Below are 20,951 nucleotides of genomic sequence, written 5' to 3' on the forward strand. Positions count from 1 at the left end.
TATGAAATATCAATAATAACAAAATCAGAAAGCAATAATAAATAAGCCGATGGCAATGGTTAAAATACCTAGGGTATTTAACAAGCTAAGGACTTTGAAAGAAAATCTGTTACAGGCTCATCATGAATCATATTTATACTCTATTGAATGTCACAATAGTGTCTTACCATCCACTCATTTTAGCCTAAAATCAAGAATAGCAGTATCACAGAATAAAACGAATAGACTTTAATAGTAAGCTCTTAACTGGTTTTTCTGCATTTAATATCAGCACTGGCAAGTTTTCTTCAGTTTCAGCATTGATAGGCTCCATCGACGTGATTTGGCTACTTAGCAATTGTGACGACATAAAATGCTCTTTCCTACTCTCTAACCGTTGCTCAATTAAAGATTGATCTGCATTAAGTAAAATTGCTACACCATGAAGGTATGAGTCAAATATTGATTTTCTGTGCTGTTTTTTTAATCCTGAATAGGCCAACACACAACTTTTATTTTGAGATTCAAAAAGGTTTAGCTGTTTACCAATACGTTTTATCCAAGGCTCTCTTTGCTTATCAGTTAAGGGGATACCTTGCGACATTTGTTTAATGGCGTCTTCATTATGAAAAGAGTCAGCATCTAAGAAGGTAATATCAAAATGACTAGCTATTTCCTGGGCTAGGGTTGTTTTTCCGCATCCAGACACGCCCATAACGACTACCAAGATAGGTGTTTTTTTATTTTTTATCTCATTACTTGTTAACAATATTAGTCTCTTTATTTATCTAATTACAGCGTAACCATGCGTAATTTACTATTGAATAGTGAAAATCTCTAGGTTTAATCGTGTTGTTGATGGAAGTGGTAGTTGCAATAGAACACATTGTTACATAGGATGGTTGCGCTAACAATTATCATTGTTAATATTCGAAAACAATGATGACAGGTTCTTTATACAAATTATCAAGAGAAATTAGCAATCGAAATTTTTATAACAGTATCATAAGGGATCTTATGCAAGATATTATACAAAGCCCAAGTCCATTATTTTTACTATCTGTCGCCGCACTTTCAATCGCAGCGCTACTCTTACTGATCATAAAATTTCGAATTCATGCCTTCATATCACTGATTTTTATAAGTTTCTGTACCGCTGTCATTGCCGGTATTCCCAGTGAAGACGTTGTGCCAACATTAATGAGTGGCTTTGGCGGCACCCTTGCATCAGTTGCCTTATTGGTTGGGCTTGGTGCCATGATAGGGAAACTATTAGAAGTCTCAGGTGGTGCTCAGGTATTAGCAGATAAATTGATAGGGAGGTTTGGTGTAAAAAAAGCCCCGCTGGCTCTTGGTGTAGCCTCATTGATATTTGGATTCCCAATATTTTTCGATGCGGGTTTAATTGTAATGATGCCCATAATTTTCAGTGTAGCTAAACGATTTGGTGGTTCTTTACTTATCTATGCGCTGCCTGCAGCGGGCGCATTTGCTGTAATGCACGCTTTTGTACCACCTCACCCTGGACCTGTTGCCGCCGCTGCTTTTCTTGGCGCGGATATCGGTCTTTTGTTAGTGGTGGGATTACTGGTAGCGGTGCCAACATGGTATCTGGGTTCTTATTTGTTTGGTGTATACTCTGGCAAAAAATTTAATATTTCACTGTCGAATCTACTTCATTCCACAGAGTCGAACTTGCAACCGAATAAGCTTCCTAGATTTTCAACAGTAATGTCACTACTTATATTACCTATGCTGCTTATATTTCTCGATACCGGCCTTAACACTTTAACAGCTGCTGGTATCATAGATGGGGCTAACCCATTCACTAGGGTTTTGAGAATGATGGGGAAAACCCCCATTGCGTTACTTATAACGCTGTTAGTTTGCCTTTTTGTTTTTTCAAAAGACTACGGAATGAAAAAATTAGATAGCCTATGCAGTGAATCACTTGCACCCATATGTGGTGTTATTTTGATTACCGGTGCCGGAGGGATGTATGGAGGAGTATTACGTTCCAGTGGAATTGGCGATGCCCTTGCTGGATTGCTTACGGATACAGGTATGCCAGTTATTGTGGCTGCGTTTGTTATTGCTACTTGTCTTAGAGTTGCCCAAGGCTCAGCTACTGTAGCCCTGACTACTACCGCTGCAGTCATATCCCCTATGGTGGCCTCGACAGTAGGTCTGTCGTCTCTTGACCTTTGTTTCATTGTTATCGCTATCGCGGGAGGTGCAACTGTATTATCTCATTTCAACGATTCCGGGTTTTGGCTGGTGAGTCGCTTACTTGGAATGGATGAGAAAACCACGTTAAGAACATGGACTGTTATGGAAACACTATTGGGGAGTATTGCCTTTTTAATTGTCTTGGTTTTAAGTTTGGTTTTTTAGTATTAGACACCATAAAAGTCATAACAACTTATTAGCGCCAATGCGGTATTGAATAAAAAAATTTAAGGTTTTGTATGTCTATTTCTACAGATAAATCAAGAAGTTCTAAGAGAATAACGTTAAAAGACGTTGCTAAAAAAGCTGGGGTAAGCGCTATTACGGTTTCTAGAGTAGTAAATGACTATGTTGGAGTACGTGTAAATGTTCGTGAAAAAGTAGAAGCCGCAATTAACGCACTTGGCTACATTCCTAACCGTTCAGCCAGTATTTTAGCTTCATCACGTTCAAAATTAATTGGTGTTTTAATTCCTTCATTATCTAATGTGGTATTTAATGATGTATTACGTGGAATTTACGACATTACGGGCCCCGCAAATTATCAGGTGTTATTAGCAGACACCCATTATTCACCCATAGAAGAAGAAAGATCAATTCGTACTCTGCTTGGACAATCTCCTGAGGGCTTAATCGTCACAGGCGGTGAACAAACCGACGCCGCTAAAGCCATGTTAAAAGCCTCTGGTGTGCCAGTAGTTCAGATTATGGATAAGGTTAAATCGCCAATAGATATTAATGTTGGCTTTTCTCATTTTGAAGCAGGTGCAGCCGTTGCAAAAATGTTACTTGCAAAGTCATATCAAAAAATTGGTTTTATTGGTGCCAGAATGGATCCCAGAACCTGTGACCGTTTGGCGGGGTTTAAATCAGTACTTGCTGCGGCCGAATCTTTAGATTTAAAACGCGTGATAACTAATCCACAACCCTCTTCTGTTGCCATGGGAACGGTTTTATTTAGAGAATTGATGGCGGCCACTAATGGAGACTGTGATGCCGTTTTTTGTTGTAACGATGACTTAGCCTTGGGAGCATTGCATGAATGTAAAAAAATGCATATTAACGTACCCAGTAAATTTGGAGTGTGTGGGTTTAACGACATTGAAATGGCAACATATGCTGAACCTTCATTATCGAGCGTGAGTGTTAACCGATACAAAATGGGTAAGCAAGCCATGGAACTGATATTCGCGCGTTTAAATAACTCAGAAATTAGTGACAATGTACAGATAAACACACAGCAAAGTTATGTAAATACGGGGTTTGAATTGTTTATGCGTAATTCAACCCGATAGTGATGAATTACGCATAAATAATCTTTTAAAAAAAAGTAAATAAAACTAAGTAATTTAACCAAGGTATTCTTATGAGTTTTAAACGAACTAAACCCAAAAAAATCAAACTCGTTAGCGCTTTATTTATTAGTTTATTAGTTGTTTCTTGTGCTGATGACAATGGAATTGAGGTAGTTGTTCAAGCAACAAATAACAGCATATCAAACGCTGTTATCAACTCTGTTTCTGACGCTAACGCACGCTATTGCTCTGCAGGTTCTGATAATGTTCAGCTGGACTTAGCCAGTATAAAGCTAGTTCGTGAACAGAACATTCCATTGATGTATCAAGGTTATAACAATATAGAAGGTCCTGTTTGGTATAAAGGGGCATTGTATTATTCCAATATGGGTTCACATCAACCCGATGAAAATGACTTTATATTAAGCAATCAAACAACCATTTGGCGTTGGGTGCCGGGAAGTAAGCCACAAGTTTGGATGAAAGATAGTGAGGCGGGTACCAATGGCTTAGCATTAGACAGTAAAGGTAATTTAATCGTCACTCGTCAGCTTGATGGCTCACTTTCGTCTATTGATTGGCATAGCAAAAAAATTACTCCCATGGTAAGTACATACCAAAATAAACGCTTTAATTCTCCTAATGATTTAACTATTGGATACGACGATACCGTATATTTCACGGATCCAAATTGGAATACACCCTCAAATATTAATTTGGAAAGTGTCCAAGGGGGTGGTAAAGAAGGCTCAACTGCTCCTGGGCAAAGAATTTATCGAGTGACAACAAATAGTATTGAAAATGCTAGCGTTAAAGCAACTAATGTCACTACTTTGGTACCAGCTTTGAGTGATAAACCTAATGGAATTATATTAACCCTTGATCAGCAAAAATTAATCGTTGGTGGCTTGCAAGGTTTATGGGTGTTTGATTTACATTTGGGCGAGGTTGCTAATCCTAAAAAATTGCTAGATACCCCAATAGATGGATTAGGTAAAGACTGTAGCGGCAATATTTATGTGACTACCACGCGAAAAATTCCAGAAAGAAAAGATGGGCAAGTGGTCGTTATATTAGACAAAAAACAAAAGGAAGTGGGTATGTTAAAAGTACCCGGTATTCATATTGTTACTAATATTGCTTTTGGTGGGGATGACCGAAAAACACTCTTCGTGACAGGGCTAACCGCACCAATGGACGAGAATGAGCGCCGTCAATGTGGTGATAAGCCTTGTTTAAAAGCCGGTATTTATACCACTAAACTTAATGTACAAGGCTTTCCTTTTTAACTGTTTTAAAAGAACATTAAATATCAGTATGTTTATACCTTTGGGGATTGTCGTTCGACGTTAATTCAGCAGTCCCTGTTGTGTTGATACTTACCGTTTCATTCGAACAATGCTCTTGGCGAAATGCTGAAGGGCTTTGTTCGAATAACTTTTGAAACTGACGACTAAAATAACTGTGATCGCCAAAGCCCGTATTATTAGCAATAGTGGCAATAGCAATATTGGTTTCTATGAGTAAGCGTCGCGCATTTTCTAAGCGTACTTCATTAATGAATTGTTTAGGTGTTTTACCTAGAAATTTTTTGAAACGACGTTCTAATGCGCTAATAGATAAATGTGTTATATCAGCGAGTTCTTCCAAACAGATATGTTGCATATAGTTTTTTCGCACATAAGCAACAGGTGTCTTTAAGGCATCCATTCCAGCCAATGCAGATGACGTTTTTTCTAAATGTCGTGTAATTCCATAAGAACCAATGGGTTTGCCTTCCTCATTAAATAAAGGTCTTTTAGAAGTAGTGAACCAAGCAATGTCGCCTGATTTTGTATGATTCATTTCTAAACGGTTATTAACAACTTCGCCATTCATCACTTTTTGATCGTCAACATTATACTGTTTAGCCATGTGTGCTGGAGAAAAGTCAAAATCTCTTAACCCGATTATTTGAACAAGTGACGTGACGCCAATATGCTCCAAGAAGAATTTATTTGCATAAACAAAACAATTTTGTTCATCTTTTACCCAAAAAAGAACATCAGGCATTAGATCAAACATTTCAATGATTTGTTTAACACTAAATTTGTTAATAAAATTATCTACACAAGCTCTCGACATCGTCATCTTATTTATATTTCATACCTACATAATTATAGTGTATGGACAGAGTGAAAAAATTACAACGCCGATTTTGTTGTATAAAAAACTGATTTACTCTTAACACGTTCTTAAAAAAAATCTTTATAGCAAATAATCACCTTGTATGAATCTTTATACAATAAAGTTTATCGTGCAAAGTGTGCTGTTTTTAAGCGTAACCATATTTATTTGATTGGAAGTCAATTCTAAATTTTGAATTGACTAGCGGAAAAATAAATTTCATTCGTCTGTATAAATAGGAGAAGGATTTCTGGGGGGGGAAAGAAAACCAGGGGGAATAAGAAACAAAGTATCACAAGAAAACAGAAAGGTTTAGATCTAGACGAATTTAACAGCAGTTTCGTATGCACTATACCTTCATAATAAAAACTATAATAGGCAACATAAACATGATGAACAAAAATTATAAAACCTTTAATAAATCATTACTCGCCAAAACCATCAGTGTAATGCTTGGTACTTCAGTAATGGTGCCAGTGTTAGCAGAAGAAACTAAGAAAGAAGAAGAAAAAGTTGAAGTTATTCAAGTCACTGGTATGCGAGGCAGTTTATCTCAATCAATGAATGTTAAGCGTCAATCAACGGGTGTTGTTGATGCTATTTCTGCTGTAGATATGGGGCAATTTCCTGATACCAATCTTGCAGAATCTTTGCAACGTATTACGGGTGTATCAATTAACCGAGTTAACGGTGAAGGTTCAGAAGTTACCGTACGTGGCTTTGGTGGTAACTTTAATTTAGTGACCTTAAATGGCCGTCAAATGCCAGCAGCAAACGTAGGTACAATTACGGGTAACCCACAAGATAAAGGCGCAGCAGGTACGAGTCGCTCATTTGATTTTTCAAATCTTGCCTCTGAAGGCGTAAGTGGAATTGAAGTCTATAAAACAGGACGTGCTGCAGGTTCTTCTGGTGGCATTGGTGCAACAATCAACATTAATACTGTTAAACCACTTGAGCAAAGCGAAAATTCAGCTTCTATTGGCGTTAAAGGCGTTAAAGATGAAAGTGGCGATGGTATCACGCCTGAAATAAGTGGTGTAACAACTTGGGTAAATGATGACTCAACTTTTGGTGTTTCATTATTTGGCTCATTCCAAGAACGTGACTCGGGTAGTCGACACATGAGTACTGAAGTGTACGAATTACGTACATATAATGGTGCAGAAGATTTAAACTCTTTAACCATTCCTGGCGCTACCGTGGTAAATGAACCCACTATTGGTCAAATTCTAGCGATACCTAGTAATATTGGCTTAGGAACTAACCAAGATAATCGTGAACGTACTAATGCGATGCTAACATTGCAATATCAACCCATCGACGAACTTAGATTTACGTTTGATGCAACATATGCAAAAAATGAAAAAGAATCTACATCACTTATCGATGGTATTTGGTTTGCACGTCAATTCAGCTCTGTTGAATTTGATGGTAACCCAGTAGTGTCTACGCCTGTTAAATTTTCTGAAACGGGTGGCGCAAATAACCAAGTTATCGGTAAAGATTTTTTCTTTCAAAATTTAGCATTAGCGACAAAAGATGAATTAAAATCTTTTGGCTTTAATGCGGCTTATGAAGTAAATGATGACTTAACCTTAAATTTCGATGTCGCATCCTCAGAAGCAACAAGTGGTGGTGCTGGTCCTTTAGGGCTAAACTCTGTGCGCTTTAATATGGCAGGTGCAACCGCTGGTTTTCAAACAGTTGACTTTACTCAGCCAATTCCTGCAGCGAGTATCTTAGTTGAAGATTCGTTAAAAGGTGGCAACGGTAATGGGATTTTTGATAAAGCTGATATTGGCTCTCAAGTTACACAAACCGATATGTCTAATCAAGTTTCAAATGTTGACCAATTCCGTTTTGAAGGTCAATGGTCTGGTGACGAGGTTACTGTTGATTTTGGTGTTGGCTATATTTCAACAGAAATGAAACAAACCCGCCAAGCGTCAACTGACGCTTTAGGTGATTGGGGCGTAACAGCTCCGGGTGATATCCCAGAGGGTTTATTTGATCAAAGCTGTACCGCTTGTGCATTTGAAGACCATGATATTTCTGGTGTTGACGGTGCCGATGCACTTTCACCTGGTGGTACAACAATACCACTCGGTAGTGTTTCATTTAGTGGTGACCCAGTAGCACTTCTAAATGCAGTTGGTCCTGCTTACGGTGTATCTTTAGCGGGTCGCTCTATTAATACCGATGATGATAATACGGTTGAAGAAGACATTTTATCGGTATATGTTCAAGCGAATATGGATTATGACGTTGCTGACATGACATTAAACATTGTTGCAGGTTTACGTTATGAGCAAACAGATGTTACTTCATCGTCGAATCAATTTTTACCGACACAAATAATTTGGGAAGCGGATAACGATTTTCTACCGGTATTAGGTACAACAGTAGAAACTATCCGAGACGATAATGACTACTCTAACTTTTTACCGAGTATCGATTTTACGCTTAATGTAAATGATGACATTAAGGCACGTGCTTCATTTAGTAAAACATTGGCTCGACCTTCTTATGATCAACTGTTTCAGTCTACGTCAATATCACCTCAACCACGCATAACAGCATTGGGTGGTGTAGCAACAGGCAAATCAGGTAATGCACAATTAGATCCACTTGAATCAACAAACATTGATTTATCTTTAGAGTGGTATTACAGCGATTCAAGCCTAATTTCTGTCGGTTACTATAGAAAAGACGTTGAAAACTTTGTGGGTATCGCGCAAAGTCAAAAAACATTATTTGGTTTACTCGATGCGACTTCAGGTGCCGCTGGAACAACTTCCGGTGACGCGATAGCGGCATTGAACGCAGGTGGTTATGATGTTAACGAAGTTAACCTGTTTACCATGTCGGCTGTTTTGCAAAATCCTGCAGACTTTCCAAATGGCGCTGCAGATTTTCAAGACCCTGTTGCAAATCCAAACTTTGAGGGTGAAGTTTTTGCCGCTTATGATGTATTTGCACAAGCTGGTGATCCAGAATTACAATTCCAAGTAACAGGTCCTGTGAACGATAAAAGTGCCGTGATTGATGGTTTTGAATTTGCATGGCAGCATTTCTTTGGTGAAACTGGCTTTGGTTATCAATTAAACTACACGACTGTAAATGGTGATATTGGTTATGATAATGGTGGTTCTATCAATGTTGATCAATTTGCATTGGAAGGTTTAAGTGATACAGCTAACGCCGTATTAATTTACGAGATGGACGGCTTTTCAGCACGTATTGCCTATAACTGGCGAGATGAGTTTTTAAGTACGACTAACCGTGGTAAAGGTCCACGTAACCCGGTATACCTTGCTGAAGCTGAGCAAATTGATATTAACGTGAGTTATAGCCCACTTGAAGACTTAACGTTAAGTTTAGATGTGATTAACTTAACTGAAGAAGGTCTGCGTAAGTATGGTCGTAGTAAAAACAATATTTTCTTTGTTCAAGAAGCAGATAGACGTTTTGTGTTAAGTGCTAATTACAAATTTTAGACTTTGAATAAATTTTTCAGTTTAATCAATTAGCTGAAGATATTTATTTGATACCATTCCTCATATTGTACGATAGAAAATTATTTATGAGGATTGGTATTACCTAAGAGTGAAACATGATATTAATGTTTCATTCTTTTTTTAAGGTCATTGTTCCTGGTAATTTATGGGGATATGACGCAACTTTATAATAAAGCGAAGTATGCGATGAGCAATGCAATAGTCTTAAATAATGTCGATCATAAAGATATTAAGGTTGATACACGACCTGAATCTAACTTAAATGTAAATCGTTCGTTGATATACGCTACTGAAATAGGCGAATTACATAAAGAATTTCCCTTGGTTTTTCACAGGGATTCTGAAACAGGACTCACACAGTTACACGCGATATTGGGTTTGGAAAGAGATGAAAACTTGTTTGTGGGTGAAAGTGGTTGGACAACTCGATTTGTACCCGCATTACTCGCAAGAGGCCCATTTAGTTTAGGTTATAAAAAAGCGATTAAAGAAAATAACGGGCAACAAGATCCTGTTATTTGCATTGATATGGAAGATACTCGGGTAAATACCGAGCAGGGTGAGAATGTTTTTCTTCAATTTGGCGGCGAAGCACCTTATCTAAACTATGTAAAAAAAGCACTGCAAACTATTGATAGTGGAATGCAATTTGATAAAACACTTTATACGCTAGTTAAGTCAATGGACTTGTTAGAACCGGTATCTATTAACATTAAACTCAGTAATATAGAAGAAGTGAATTTCACTGATTATTATACGGTTAACCAAGATAAACTCGCAAAACTCGATGGCGCTAATCTCGCTGAGTTGAACCAATATGGCGTACTCAGTTTGTTGTATTTTGTATTGTCGTCGATGGGGAATTTCCAAACATTGATAGCGCTAAAGAATGCAAAATCTGCAATGTATTAATCCTTTGTTGAAACTGTATCTTCTAACTAACGAAGGACGTGCATGATGACAATTACCAATCAACGTAAAACTGATACTAAAATTGTTGTAAAGGTTCTCGAAGGGATCACACCTCAAACGATCCCATATGATGAACTCTTTTCGTATAACCAGCCTATTATTTTAAAAGGGTTAGTTAAAGACTGGCCGTTAGTGAAAGCTGGACAAGCATCTGCTGAACAATCCGTTAATACAGTAATGGCTCAACTTGAGCAGCATTACAACAAACGTCCATTACTTGTTTATAAAGCTCCCGCTGAAAATAAAGCCCGTTTTGGTTACAATAAAAGCTGTACTGGCTTTAACTTCTCTAGTAACCGAAGCACCATTACCGACGTTTTTGATGCTATACGAAGCCAACTGAATCAAGAAGAACATGATTATTTCTACATTAATTCACTCAGATTCGATGAAGGGTTCCCAGACCTTAATCAAACGAATAAATTAGACTTTGATCATGCCGAATTTAAAAATAATCAGCCGGTTTCAAAAATCTGGTTAGGCACAGAGTCTGTTGCCGCCGCACATTTTGATCAACCAAAAAATATTGCCTGTTGTGTCGCGGGTAAAAGGCGTTTCACTTTATTCCCACCTGATCAAGTCAATAATCTATACCCGGGACCGTTAAGTCCCACCCCAGGAGGTCAAGTCGTTACGTTAGCTGATCTCCGTAACCCAGATTTTAGCCGCTTTCCCCGCTTAAAAGAGGCGCTTGATAATGCCTATGTTGCAGATCTTGAACCGGGTGATGGTTTATATTACCCCAGTATGTGGTGGCATGAAGTAGAAGCTTTTGATCGTTTTAATGTCATGGTGAATTATTGGTGGATGGAAGCAGAACCTTATTTAGGCAGCCCAATGGACGCATTAATGCATGCCATGATGAGCGTTAGAGATCGCCCTACAAAAGATAAAAAAGCATGGAAAGCATTATTCGATTACTACATTTTTGGTGATAGCGAAAATGTACGCGCACATTTACCACCCGAAAGTTATGGCGCATTAGCCAAAATTGACGAAAATCAAGCGAGACAACTGGGTGCAATGTTGAGAAACAACCTCAACCGTTAATATAAAAAAAACATAATATTTACACAAAACTAAAATTACATTAGCGCTGATGCTTAAGCTAAGAGACAAAATATAATGACCGATTCAAAAACTAAAGTAGTTATCGCAGGTGGTGGAACCTCTGGTTGGCTTAGCGCATATAGCTTAGTATCTCGCCTTGGCAATGTATTAGATATTACCCTAGTAGAATCTGATCAAATTGGCACTATCGGTGTAGGTGAAGCGACAATCCCAACTATACAAGCTTATCATCACTTGATCGGTATCGATGAGCAAGAATTTATGTCGGCGACACAAGCAACGTTCAAATTAGGTATTCAGTTTGAAGATTGGGGCAAGAAAAAAGACAGTTACTTTCACTCTTTCGGTGAAATTGGTCAGCGCTCTTGGATGGCAGAATTTCATGAGTTTTGGATGGAAGCTAAAGCACAAGGTTTTGGTGGAAGCCTCGAAGATTATTGTCTTGAACTAAAAGCAGCCAAAGCGAATAAGTTTGCCAAACAAGTAGGCAAAAAAACTGTTAATTATGCTTATCATTTCAATGCTACCGCATATGCTACCTTCTTACGGAGCAAAAGTGAAACGGCAGGTGTTAAGCGCGAAGAAGGTTTTATAGAACAAGTAATAAAAGATGAAACAGGCAATATTACCTCATTAACTTTAGGTGATGGAAAAGAGATCACGGGGGATTTTTTCATTGATTGCACAGGGTTCAAAGCGCTACTCATTGGAGCAAGTCTTGACGTTGGTTATCAAGATTGGAGTCATTATTTAGCGGCAGATAGTGCGATTGCCGTGCAAACAAAAGCAGTAGAAGAGCCAAGACCTTATACTCAAGCTATGGCTCACTCCGCTGGCTGGCAATGGCGAATTCCCCTGCAAAATCGTGTCGGTAACGGTATTGTTTATAGCAGCAAGTTTTTATCTGATGACGAAGCCCGCAGTACATTGATGGGAAATCTAACCGGAGAACCTATTACCGAACCCAGACAATTGCGTTTTACTACGGGGCGACGCGAAAAAGCTTGGCATAAAAACTGTGTTGCTGTTGGTTTATCGAGCGGCTTTTTAGAACCCTTAGAGTCAACCAGTATTCACCTTGTTACGACCGCCTTACTCCGACTCATGAAAATGTTCCCCTTTGGCGGAAATACAGCGTTACTCGCGGAACAATATAATCGTGAGGTCAAATTAGAAGCTGAAACCATTCGTGATTTTATCATCCTTCATTATCATTTAACCGCTCGTGACGACAGCCCGTTTTGGGAGCATTATCGAACCATGGAAATTCCTGAATCGTTGGCGCATCGAATGGCACTCTTTAAAGAAAATGGTTATGCATGGCTTGATGATGTTGGCTTATTTAGGGTGGATTCTTGGGTGCAAGTAATGATGGGGCAAGGCATTATGCCTGAGCAGCATCATAAAGGCAGCTGTGTTCTGCCTACTGAAGGCTTAAAAGAGCAAATGACAGCACTACGAAATAGGGTTGCAAACGCGGTTGCACAATTACCACAACATTCAGATTTTATTAAAAAATACTGTCCCGCTAAAAGTAACTAATTGAGCAAAAGTAGATGTTACTTAGCGGTGCATAAATGATTAATAACTGAATTCAATGGATATTAGAAGATAAAATGAAAACGAAAATTGTGATTGTTGGTGGTGGTACAGCAGGTTGGTTAACGGCAGGTATTATTGCTGCTCGTCATTATATAAAAGATTCACCAATGCAAAATACCAAGGTTACCCTTGTGGAATCGCCAGATGTTAAAAATTTAGGCGTTGGTGAAGGCACTTGGCCAACCATGAGAGATACTCTTCGTCAAATTGGTATTTCCGAGCGGGAGTTTCTCTCTTGTTGTGACGCGAGTTTTAAACAAGCGTCTAAATTTGTTGGTTGGTCTCAGGGGAAAAGTGAGCATTATTATCATCCTTTTACGGCACCTTCAGGTTACGGCGGCGTTAGCATGGCGGATCATTGGTCAGCGTCATCTAAAGATATAGATTTTGAACGTTGGGTTTGTGCACAAGGGGCTATTTGTGACAAAAACCTTGCGCCTAAACTTCCACAAATGCCTGAATATGCTTTTAGTTTGAATTATGGTTATCACCTTAATGCGGGTAAGTTTGTTAAAATGCTTCACCAACATTGTATTGATAATCTAGGTGTTAACTATATACAAGGGCATGTTGAGCAGGTTGTTCCAGCAGAAAATGACGATATAGCTTCACTTATATTAACGAGTGGTGAACAAATATTGGGTGATTTGTTCATCGACTGCAGTGGCTTTGCTGCTATTTTAATTGGCAAACATTACCAAATCCCTTTTAAGTCACAGCAACATATTTTGTTTAATGACACGGCATTAGCGGTTCAAGTAGAGTATGTTGATAATCAAACGCCTATCGATTCATGTACCGTTGCAACCGCTCAAAACAGTGGTTGGATTTGGGATATTTCGCTACAAAATAGGCGAGGAATAGGGCATGTTTTTTCGAGCGATTTTACAACTTCAGAAAAAGCCGAAGAGGCGTTACAAAGCTATGTGAAAAACGATCCCTTGCTTAATTCACAAAATATCACACCTCGAAAAATTAAGTTTACGCCAGGTCATAGAGAAAAATTCTGGCATAATAACTGTGTAGCTATTGGTGTTTCAGCTGGTTTTGTCGAACCTTTAGAAGCTACTGCTTTGGTATTAATTGAAAAATCAGCAGAGTGGATCAGTCAGCAACTTCCACGAGATGGTAGTGCTATGCAAGTTTTGGCGAAAAGGTTTAATCATTTAACCTTGCAAAGATGGCAAGAAATCATCGATTTTCTTAAGTTACATTACCTACTTTCGAAACGAACAGATAGTGCATATTGGCAAGCACATCAACAAGTAGAGTCAATTCCCGAAAGTTTACAGGAATCATTGCAATTATGGCGTTCACAAGCGCCAGGGCTTTATGAAAGTAATCAACGGTTTGAACTTTTTTCGTCGGCCAGTAAACAATATGTCTTGTATGGTATGGGCTTTAATACAATGACGCAGACATTAGATCAGAAAGAAGTTTCGTTAATAAAACGTCTACGAAATGAAACGCGTAATACGACTGAGCAATTGTTCAATGCCTTACCAACGAACAGGGAGTTTCTAACTAAAATAGGGCAAAAATAAATAAAGTTATGTATGAATAGACGCTCGTTTATTCATATAATCACGGGCTAATATAGCTATATTAGCCCGTTTTCTCTGCAGACCTGAGCGATTTTACATGATTTTTTCTCAGTCTTTTAGCTTTTCAAAGATAATATAAAAACCGGTTCCCCCAAAAAACACCCCAAAGTACCGACGAAGAGAAAATAGATACTTTTAATTTGTGGATCTGATGGACGCGTAAACCTTTTATTGGGGTCTGATCAACTTTTGCATAAACACTAAAATTCTGAATATACCCCATCGAAAGAAAGTAATTGATTGTCTTATCTCTTTTCCAACAAATAATAATCACCATAAAAAAAACGCCGATTTTGTTGCATAAAAAACCGATTTATTCTTAACACAATATTGGGAAATGTAATTATAGTAAATCAACAGTTACAGCAGGCCCTTATGTTTTAGGGATGAGTAAAATAATGAAATTGCATTGCTATAACGTCTATTTAAAAAGAGTTAATTATCATGCGTAAAATTAGAATGGGTATGGTTGGCGGCGGAAAAGGCGCTTTTATTGGTGCTATTCATCGCATAGCCGCACAGTTAGATAATCAGATTGAGCTCGTCTGTGGCGCGTTTAGTTCTAATCCAACTAATGCTATTTCATCGGGTAAGTCGCTATATTTAGACGAAGATAGATGCTACCGCTCTTACCAAGAAATGTTTGAGAAAGAAGCAAAGCTTAGTGTTGATAAACGTATGGACATGGTGTCTATAGTTACCCCGAATCATCTTCATTTCCCTGTGGCTAAAATGGCGCTTGAATACGGTTTTCATGTGATGTCTGATAAACCGGCAACAGTTGACTTAGCCCAAACGTTGGCGTTGAAAAAAATTATTGAACAAACGGGTTTGTTGTACGGATTAACACATACCTACACGGGTTACCCGATGATAAAAGAAGCGAAAGCGCGAATTGAACATGGGCAACTAGGAAAAATTAAAAAGGTTGTTGTTGAATATCCACAAGGGTGGTTAGCACATAAAAAAGATGAAGGCAGTAAACAAGCTACATGGCGCTTAGATCCTACTAAATCAGGTATTAGTTGCTGCATGGGCGACATTGGCGTGCACGCCGCAAACCTTGCAGAATACGTGACAGGCCTTGCGATCACAGAAGTTTGTGCTGATTTATCGAGTAGTGTTACCGGACGAGTACTTGATGATGACGGCACTGTATTACTGCGTTTTAATTCAGGTGCACAAGGTGTTTTATTGGCGAGCCAAATTTCAGTGGGTGAAGAGAACAGCCTTAAATTACGTATATACGGTGAAACCGCCAGTATTGAATGGTCACAACTTGAACCCAACAGTGTTTGGATGAAGTTTACAGATAAACCGAGTCAGTTGATCCGTGCCGGCGTCGGAGAAATGGATACTATTACACAAGCAAACTTGAGAACGCCAGCAGGTCACCCAGAAGGTTATCTAGAAGCTTTCGCTAATATTTATACGCAGTTCTCATATCAAATACGCAGTAGGTTATTTCCTAGTAGTGATAATACAAATACTAACGACCTAGTCAGCATTAATGAGACAGCAATGAATGATGTACCAGGCATAGAGTCTGCCATAAGAGGTATGGCATTTATAGAAAATGTTGTGGCTGCGAGCCAATCTGACTTGAAATGGCACCCATTTTTAGTAGTACCACAAAACATCACTATTTCAAACAAACTCAAAAAGTTATAAGGAGAATTTCATGGTAAATGCAATGCAAAAAATTAAAGGCCCTGCGATTTTTCTAGCACAATTTATTGGCGATGAAGCTCCATTTAATGACTTGCCGTCATTATGTCAATGGGCTGCGAGTTTAGGATATAAAGGAATTCAATTACCCACAGACCCTAAACTTATCGACTTATCCAAAGCGGCAATAAGCCAAAGCTATTGTGATGAAATAACGGCGATAGTTGCTGCAGCCGGCTTAGTGATCACTGAGCTTTCAACACACCTTCAAGGTCAACTTGTCGCCGTTCATCCGGCTTATGATAAAATGTTCGATGGCTTTGCTCCTAAAGCGTTACGAAACAATCCTTTAGCGAGAACTGAATGGGCGATAGAACAACTAAAGTGTGCGGCTAAAGCGAGTGAAAGACTCGGTTTAAAAGCTCATGCTACTTTTTCAGGTGCATTGCTGTGGCATACTTTTTATCCATGGCCACAAAGACCTCCCGGTTTAGTTGAGTTAGGTTTTGAAGAATTAGCTCATCGTTGGTTGCCTATTCTTGAGGCATTTGATGAAGCGGGTGTAGATGTCTGTTATGAATTACATCCGGGAGAAGATTTACACGATGGCGCAAGCTTCGAACGTTTTCTTGAAGCGGTCAACCATCACCCAAGGGCTAATATATTATATGACCCGAGTCACTTTGTTTTACAACAATTAGATTACCTTGCTTTTATCGATATATATCATGAGCGCATAAAAGCTTTTCATGTCAAAGATGCTGAGTTTAATCCTTCAGGTCGCAGTGGTGTTTATGGTGGTTATCAATCGTGGCAAGACAGACCGGGGCGTTTTCGATCATTAGGTGATGGCCAAATTAACTTTAAAGCTATTTTTAGCAAGCTGACTCAATATGGTTTTAGTGGTTGGGCAGTGCTTGAATGGGAGTGTTGTATCAAACATCCTGAAGATGGTGCCAAAGAAGGGGCAGTATTTATAGCTGAACATATTATTAATCCTACCGAAAAAGCCTTTGATGATTTTGCAGCAGTAACCACAGACACTAAAGTTAATAAAAGCCTTTTAGGTCTTTTACCCGATGAATTTTGTAAGGATCAAAACAATGACCGTTAGTAAAACAATCACCGAAAAAGATTCATCACGGATATTTATCATCTGTTGTTTGGCTTTACTCGTTACTTCAATGACCTTTGCAATTCGAGCCGGTATTTTAAGTCAGCTTGGCACTGAGTTTGCGCTTAACGACGGACAGCTCGGCTGGGTAAACGCCATGGCATTTCTTGGTTTTCCTGTCGCTATGATGATAGGAGGCGCATTATACAATACCCTTGGTGCGAAAAGGCTATTATTGATTGCCTTCATATGTCACTTAGTCGGACTACTATTAACGATATCTGCTGAAGGTTTTTGGGGCTTACTCATTTCTACTTTCTTTATTGGTTTTGCTAATGGAGCAGTAGAAGCAGGGTGTAACCCACTCATCGCAGAAACTTACCCTAAAAACAAAACGACAATGTTGAATAAATTTCATGTTTGGTTCCCTGGTGGAATTGTCGTTGGTGCGCTAATTTCAAAAGCAATGACCGATGCAGGTTTAGGCTGGCAATTACAAATATCGGTCATGTTAATTCCAACAATTTTATATGGCGTGATGACCTTAAAACAACACTTCCCTGAGATTGAACGCATCAAAGGATCCACCCGTGACAATGTAAAAGCATTATTTTCTCCATTATTCATTTTTATGGCGATTTGTATGACGCTAACAACTACCGCGGAATTAGGCACACAACAATGGATCGAAAGAATTTTGGGCGCGTCTGGTGCATCGCCAATGCTAATCATGGCATTAATTACTGGATTAATGGCCGTTGGTCGCTATTTTGCTGGCCCCGTTATACATCGTCTTAACCCTGTCGGCGTACTTCTTTTTTCTGCGATTGTCGCCACATGTGGAATATATGCAATGAGTATTGCTACGGGTTCTTCAGTCTATATTGCCGCTATTTTATTTGCCATAGGCGTCATGTACTTTTGGCCAACCATGGTTGGGTTTGTTGCCGAAAACATACCAGAAAGTGGTGCTTTGGGTATGTCGATGATAGGTGCTGCAGGGATGTTTGCCTTAAGTTTATGGAATCCTGTTATTGGCCACTGGATAGACAGTGCACGTGAGAAAGCTAATGCTTCCGTTATTGCAGGCATTGACCCTGATCTTGCTGCAGGTCAGAGTGTACTTGCAAATCTAGCGGTATTTCCCGCAATACTCATTATCGCTTTTACACTTTTGTACTTTTATATGAATAAAAAAAAGTCACCGACTGAAGTGACTACTGAACGTAGTTAAAGACAAAATTAAAGCATCAATTAAGGGGGAGTTTGTTATGAAAAATGATAATGCATCGACAACTGCATCAGCGTCAATAAGAACGAATGAAAAATCTAGACGACATTTTCTGAAAGGTTTTACCACTATGTTGGGCGGTGTTGCCGTTGGTTCGCTGGTAACAGGAAATGCTATTTCTGTTGCGATGGCCTATGTGCCAAGCAATGACAATATGCTCACTGACGGTAAAATCTTTAATAAAAATCAATTGGTATTACTTAAGCAAATTTGTTCAATTGTTATTCCTAAAACCGATACATTAGGCGCAGCAGAAGTTGATACCCATGGTTTTATTGATAATCAACTTTATCATTGTCACACCAAAGAAGACCAAAATACGGTGCTAGCACTATTAACACTGATTGATAGTCGTGCTAAACAGCAGGGATCAAATTCATTTATCAAGCTGACTGCAAAGCAACAGTTTCAACTGTTGACTGAACTTGATTTAGGAGAGCACAGTTTTGATCAAATTCAGCGTGCAGATTTTAAGTTGTTGAAACAATATATTTGTTTTGGATATTACACCTCTGAAGTTGGAGCCACACAAGAGTTACGTTATGACCCCGTTCCGGGCGGATTTAAAGGTTCAATACCGTATAAAAAGTCTGATCCAACTTGGGCAACGCGTGGTTTATTTAATTAAGTAATCGACATAACAACTTCTTTGGTATGAGAAAATAAAAATGAAAGAACAAGTATATATAAATAAAAGCAGTGAAGTTTATGATGCGATTGTTATTGGCTCAGGAATTTCAGGTGGCTGGGCAGCAAAAGAGTTTTGTGAACGTGGTTATAAAACGCTGATGATAGAGCGTGGCGGTGTTGTTGAACATCGCAAAGACTATTCGGGGGAAAATACGCCATTGTGGAAACAAGAACATCGTGGGAAAGTGGAAAATATTTTAGTCGACCAGCAACATAATATCCAAAAGCAATGTTACGCTTTTGGTAATGCGACCAAGCAACTTTTCGGCAATGATCGAGACTTACCTTATACTACTAAACCTGGTACTGAATTCTCTTGGATACGCGGGAATATGCTCGGTGGAAAATCGTTATTATGGCACCGACAAACCTATCGTTTAGGTGAATATGATTTTAATGCTAACAAGCTCGATGGATATGGTAATGACTGGCCAATTCGCACTAAAGATATTGAAAAATGGTATTCACATGTTGAGATACATGCAGGTATAAGTGGATCTAAAGAAAACTTACCTAATTTACCCGACAGCGAATTTTTGCCACCTTTTGAAATGATGGCACCAGAGAAGGCAATAAAAGCAAAATTTGCTGAGTTATATCCCGAACGACCTTTAATTATGGGACGAACGGCTCATTTAACAAAACCTTCAAAATTACATATATCACAAGGGCGCGTTCAATGTCAGGCGCGTAATGAATGCCATGCAGGTTGTTCTTATGGTGCTTATTTCTCTACCCAAAGCTCAACATTACCTGCTGCAGCAAAAACAGGTAATTTACACATCGCGCCTAACAGCGTAGTACATAGTCTTATTTATGATGAAAAAACTAATCGTGTAAAAGGTGTACGCGTAATTGATAACAATGATTTAAGTGAACGCGAATATTTTGCTAAAGTCATTTTTGTTTGTGCATCTACTATTGGCTCAACACAAATCTTGATGAACTCTACCTCGAAAAAGTTTCCTAATGGTATTGCTAATAGCTCGGGTGTGCTTGGCCATTATTTAATGGATCACAATTATAATTCGGTCGCTTCTGGTGATATTGATGGTTTTGAAAACGAGTATTATTCAGGCCGAAGACCTTCAGGCCTTATGATGCCTAATTTCTATTATAAGCCAGATCCAAAACGTGGCTTCTTAAGAGGTTATGCGCTAGGAGCTAGTGCCTACCGAGAGGGATGGGATTCACAACAACATCAAGATGGTTTAGGTGTTGAATATAAAAATAAAATAAAACAAGCGGGTAAATGGCGTTTTGGTCTATATGCACAAGGTGAAATGTTACCAAGATTTGAAAATCAAATGCGTCTGCATCCAACATTAAAAGATAAATGGGGTATTCCTCAAATCGAGTTCGATGTTCGTTATACAGAAAACGAACAGTTAATGATGGAGGATGCAGCAGAACAATCTATTAAGATGTTAAAAGCTGCCGGATTGAAGAATGTATCTGGCAGGTCTACACACCGTCCTCCAGGTATCGCAATTCATGAGTTAGGTACCGCGCGAATGGGACGTGACCCAAAGACATCGATTTTGAATGGTTTTAATCAAAGTCATGATATACCTAATTTATTTGTGACTGATGGTGCGAGTTTTTGTTCTTCAGCCGTTCAAAACCCTAGTTTAACCTTTATGGCATTAACCGCGAGAGCGGTTGATTATGCCGTTAAAGAAGTAGCCGCTAAACGCATATAGCATTTATCACTGAATTTAAAAAGTATTCAAGCCAATAGGAAGAAGA

The 20,951-nt window shown here is 38.8% G+C and carries 15 protein-coding genes; 13 read left to right on the forward strand and 2 right to left on the reverse strand.

Annotated elements, in window-relative coordinates:
- Positions 1-205: 205 nt before the first annotated feature.
- On the reverse strand, positions 206-748 hold the full coding sequence (locus H4J52_RS13715; RefSeq protein ID WP_259366730.1) for a gluconokinase: 543 nt from the start codon (positions 746-748) through the stop codon (positions 206-208).
- Between the two features lie 248 nt (positions 749-996).
- Here H4J52_RS13715 and H4J52_RS13720 point away from each other — a divergent pair, with 248 nt between their 5' ends.
- The 3 genes from H4J52_RS13720 (at position 997) to H4J52_RS13730 (ending at position 4,792) form a co-directional block, all read left to right on the forward strand.
- Positions 997-2,373: a GntP family permease gene (locus tag H4J52_RS13720; protein ID WP_182223774.1), complete on the forward strand. Its 1,377-nt coding sequence runs from the start codon at positions 997-999 to the stop codon at positions 2,371-2,373.
- 74 nt (positions 2,374-2,447) lie between these two features.
- Positions 2,448-3,503, forward strand: coding sequence for a LacI family DNA-binding transcriptional regulator (locus H4J52_RS13725; RefSeq protein WP_182181318.1), 1,056 nt, complete (start codon positions 2,448-2,450; stop codon positions 3,501-3,503).
- A 71-nt stretch (positions 3,504-3,574) separates the two neighbouring features.
- Positions 3,575-4,792: an SMP-30/gluconolactonase/LRE family protein gene (locus tag H4J52_RS13730; protein WP_182224941.1), complete on the forward strand. Its 1,218-nt coding sequence runs from the start codon at positions 3,575-3,577 to the stop codon at positions 4,790-4,792.
- A 16-nt stretch (positions 4,793-4,808) separates the two neighbouring features.
- Here H4J52_RS13730 and H4J52_RS13735 read toward each other — a convergent pair whose 3' ends face one another.
- Positions 4,809-5,627, reverse strand: a complete 819-nt coding sequence (locus H4J52_RS13735) for an AraC family transcriptional regulator (RefSeq protein WP_182181316.1) — start codon at positions 5,625-5,627, stop codon at positions 4,809-4,811.
- Between the two features lie 431 nt (positions 5,628-6,058).
- Here H4J52_RS13735 and H4J52_RS13740 point away from each other — a divergent pair, with 431 nt between their 5' ends.
- The 10 genes from H4J52_RS13740 (at position 6,059) to H4J52_RS13785 (ending at position 20,905) form a co-directional block, all read left to right on the forward strand.
- A complete protein-coding gene (locus tag H4J52_RS13740) occupies positions 6,059-9,169 on the forward strand; it encodes a TonB-dependent receptor (protein WP_259366731.1) in 3,111 nt (1,036 codons plus the stop codon).
- A 207-nt stretch (positions 9,170-9,376) separates the two neighbouring features.
- Positions 9,377-10,102 carry a SapC family protein gene (locus H4J52_RS13745; RefSeq protein ID WP_182181443.1) on the forward strand — a complete coding sequence of 242 codons (726 nt, stop codon included), beginning with the start codon at positions 9,377-9,379 and terminating at the stop codon, positions 10,100-10,102.
- Positions 10,103-10,144: 42 nt separating this feature from the next.
- Complete coding sequence (locus H4J52_RS13750; RefSeq protein WP_259366733.1) at positions 10,145-11,212, forward strand: cupin-like domain-containing protein; 1,068 nt, start codon at positions 10,145-10,147, stop codon at positions 11,210-11,212.
- Positions 11,213-11,287: 75 nt separating this feature from the next.
- Positions 11,288-12,775: a tryptophan halogenase family protein gene (locus H4J52_RS13755; protein ID WP_182224943.1), complete on the forward strand. Its 1,488-nt coding sequence runs from the start codon at positions 11,288-11,290 to the stop codon at positions 12,773-12,775.
- A 74-nt stretch (positions 12,776-12,849) separates the two neighbouring features.
- Positions 12,850-14,379 (forward strand): tryptophan halogenase family protein, encoded by a 1,530-nt coding sequence (locus tag H4J52_RS13760; RefSeq protein ID WP_182181314.1) that lies wholly within the window; start codon positions 12,850-12,852, stop codon positions 14,377-14,379.
- Between the two features lie 504 nt (positions 14,380-14,883).
- Positions 14,884-16,110, forward strand: coding sequence for a Gfo/Idh/MocA family protein (locus H4J52_RS13765; protein WP_259366734.1), 1,227 nt, complete (start codon positions 14,884-14,886; stop codon positions 16,108-16,110).
- Positions 16,111-16,132: 22 nt separating this feature from the next.
- Positions 16,133-17,221, forward strand: a complete 1,089-nt coding sequence (locus H4J52_RS13770; RefSeq protein WP_182224979.1) for a sugar phosphate isomerase/epimerase — start codon at positions 16,133-16,135, stop codon at positions 17,219-17,221.
- The gene (locus H4J52_RS13775) at positions 17,211-18,455 is read left to right on the forward strand and encodes a sugar MFS transporter (RefSeq protein ID WP_220460654.1); all 1,245 of its coding nucleotides are present in this window, start codon (positions 17,211-17,213) and stop codon (positions 18,453-18,455) included. Before H4J52_RS13770 ends, H4J52_RS13775 begins: the two co-directional genes overlap by 11 nt.
- 37 nt (positions 18,456-18,492) lie before the next feature.
- Complete coding sequence (locus H4J52_RS13780; protein ID WP_182181313.1) at positions 18,493-19,140, forward strand: gluconate 2-dehydrogenase subunit 3 family protein; 648 nt, start codon at positions 18,493-18,495, stop codon at positions 19,138-19,140.
- Between the two features lie 40 nt (positions 19,141-19,180).
- Positions 19,181-20,905, forward strand: coding sequence for a GMC oxidoreductase (locus H4J52_RS13785; RefSeq protein WP_182181312.1), 1,725 nt, complete (start codon positions 19,181-19,183; stop codon positions 20,903-20,905).
- The last annotated feature ends 46 nt before the right edge of the window (positions 20,906-20,951 follow it).

It is taken from the genome of Colwellia sp. MB02u-14, assembly GCF_014076915.1.
Lineage (GTDB): Bacteria > Pseudomonadota > Gammaproteobacteria > Enterobacterales > Alteromonadaceae > Colwellia_A.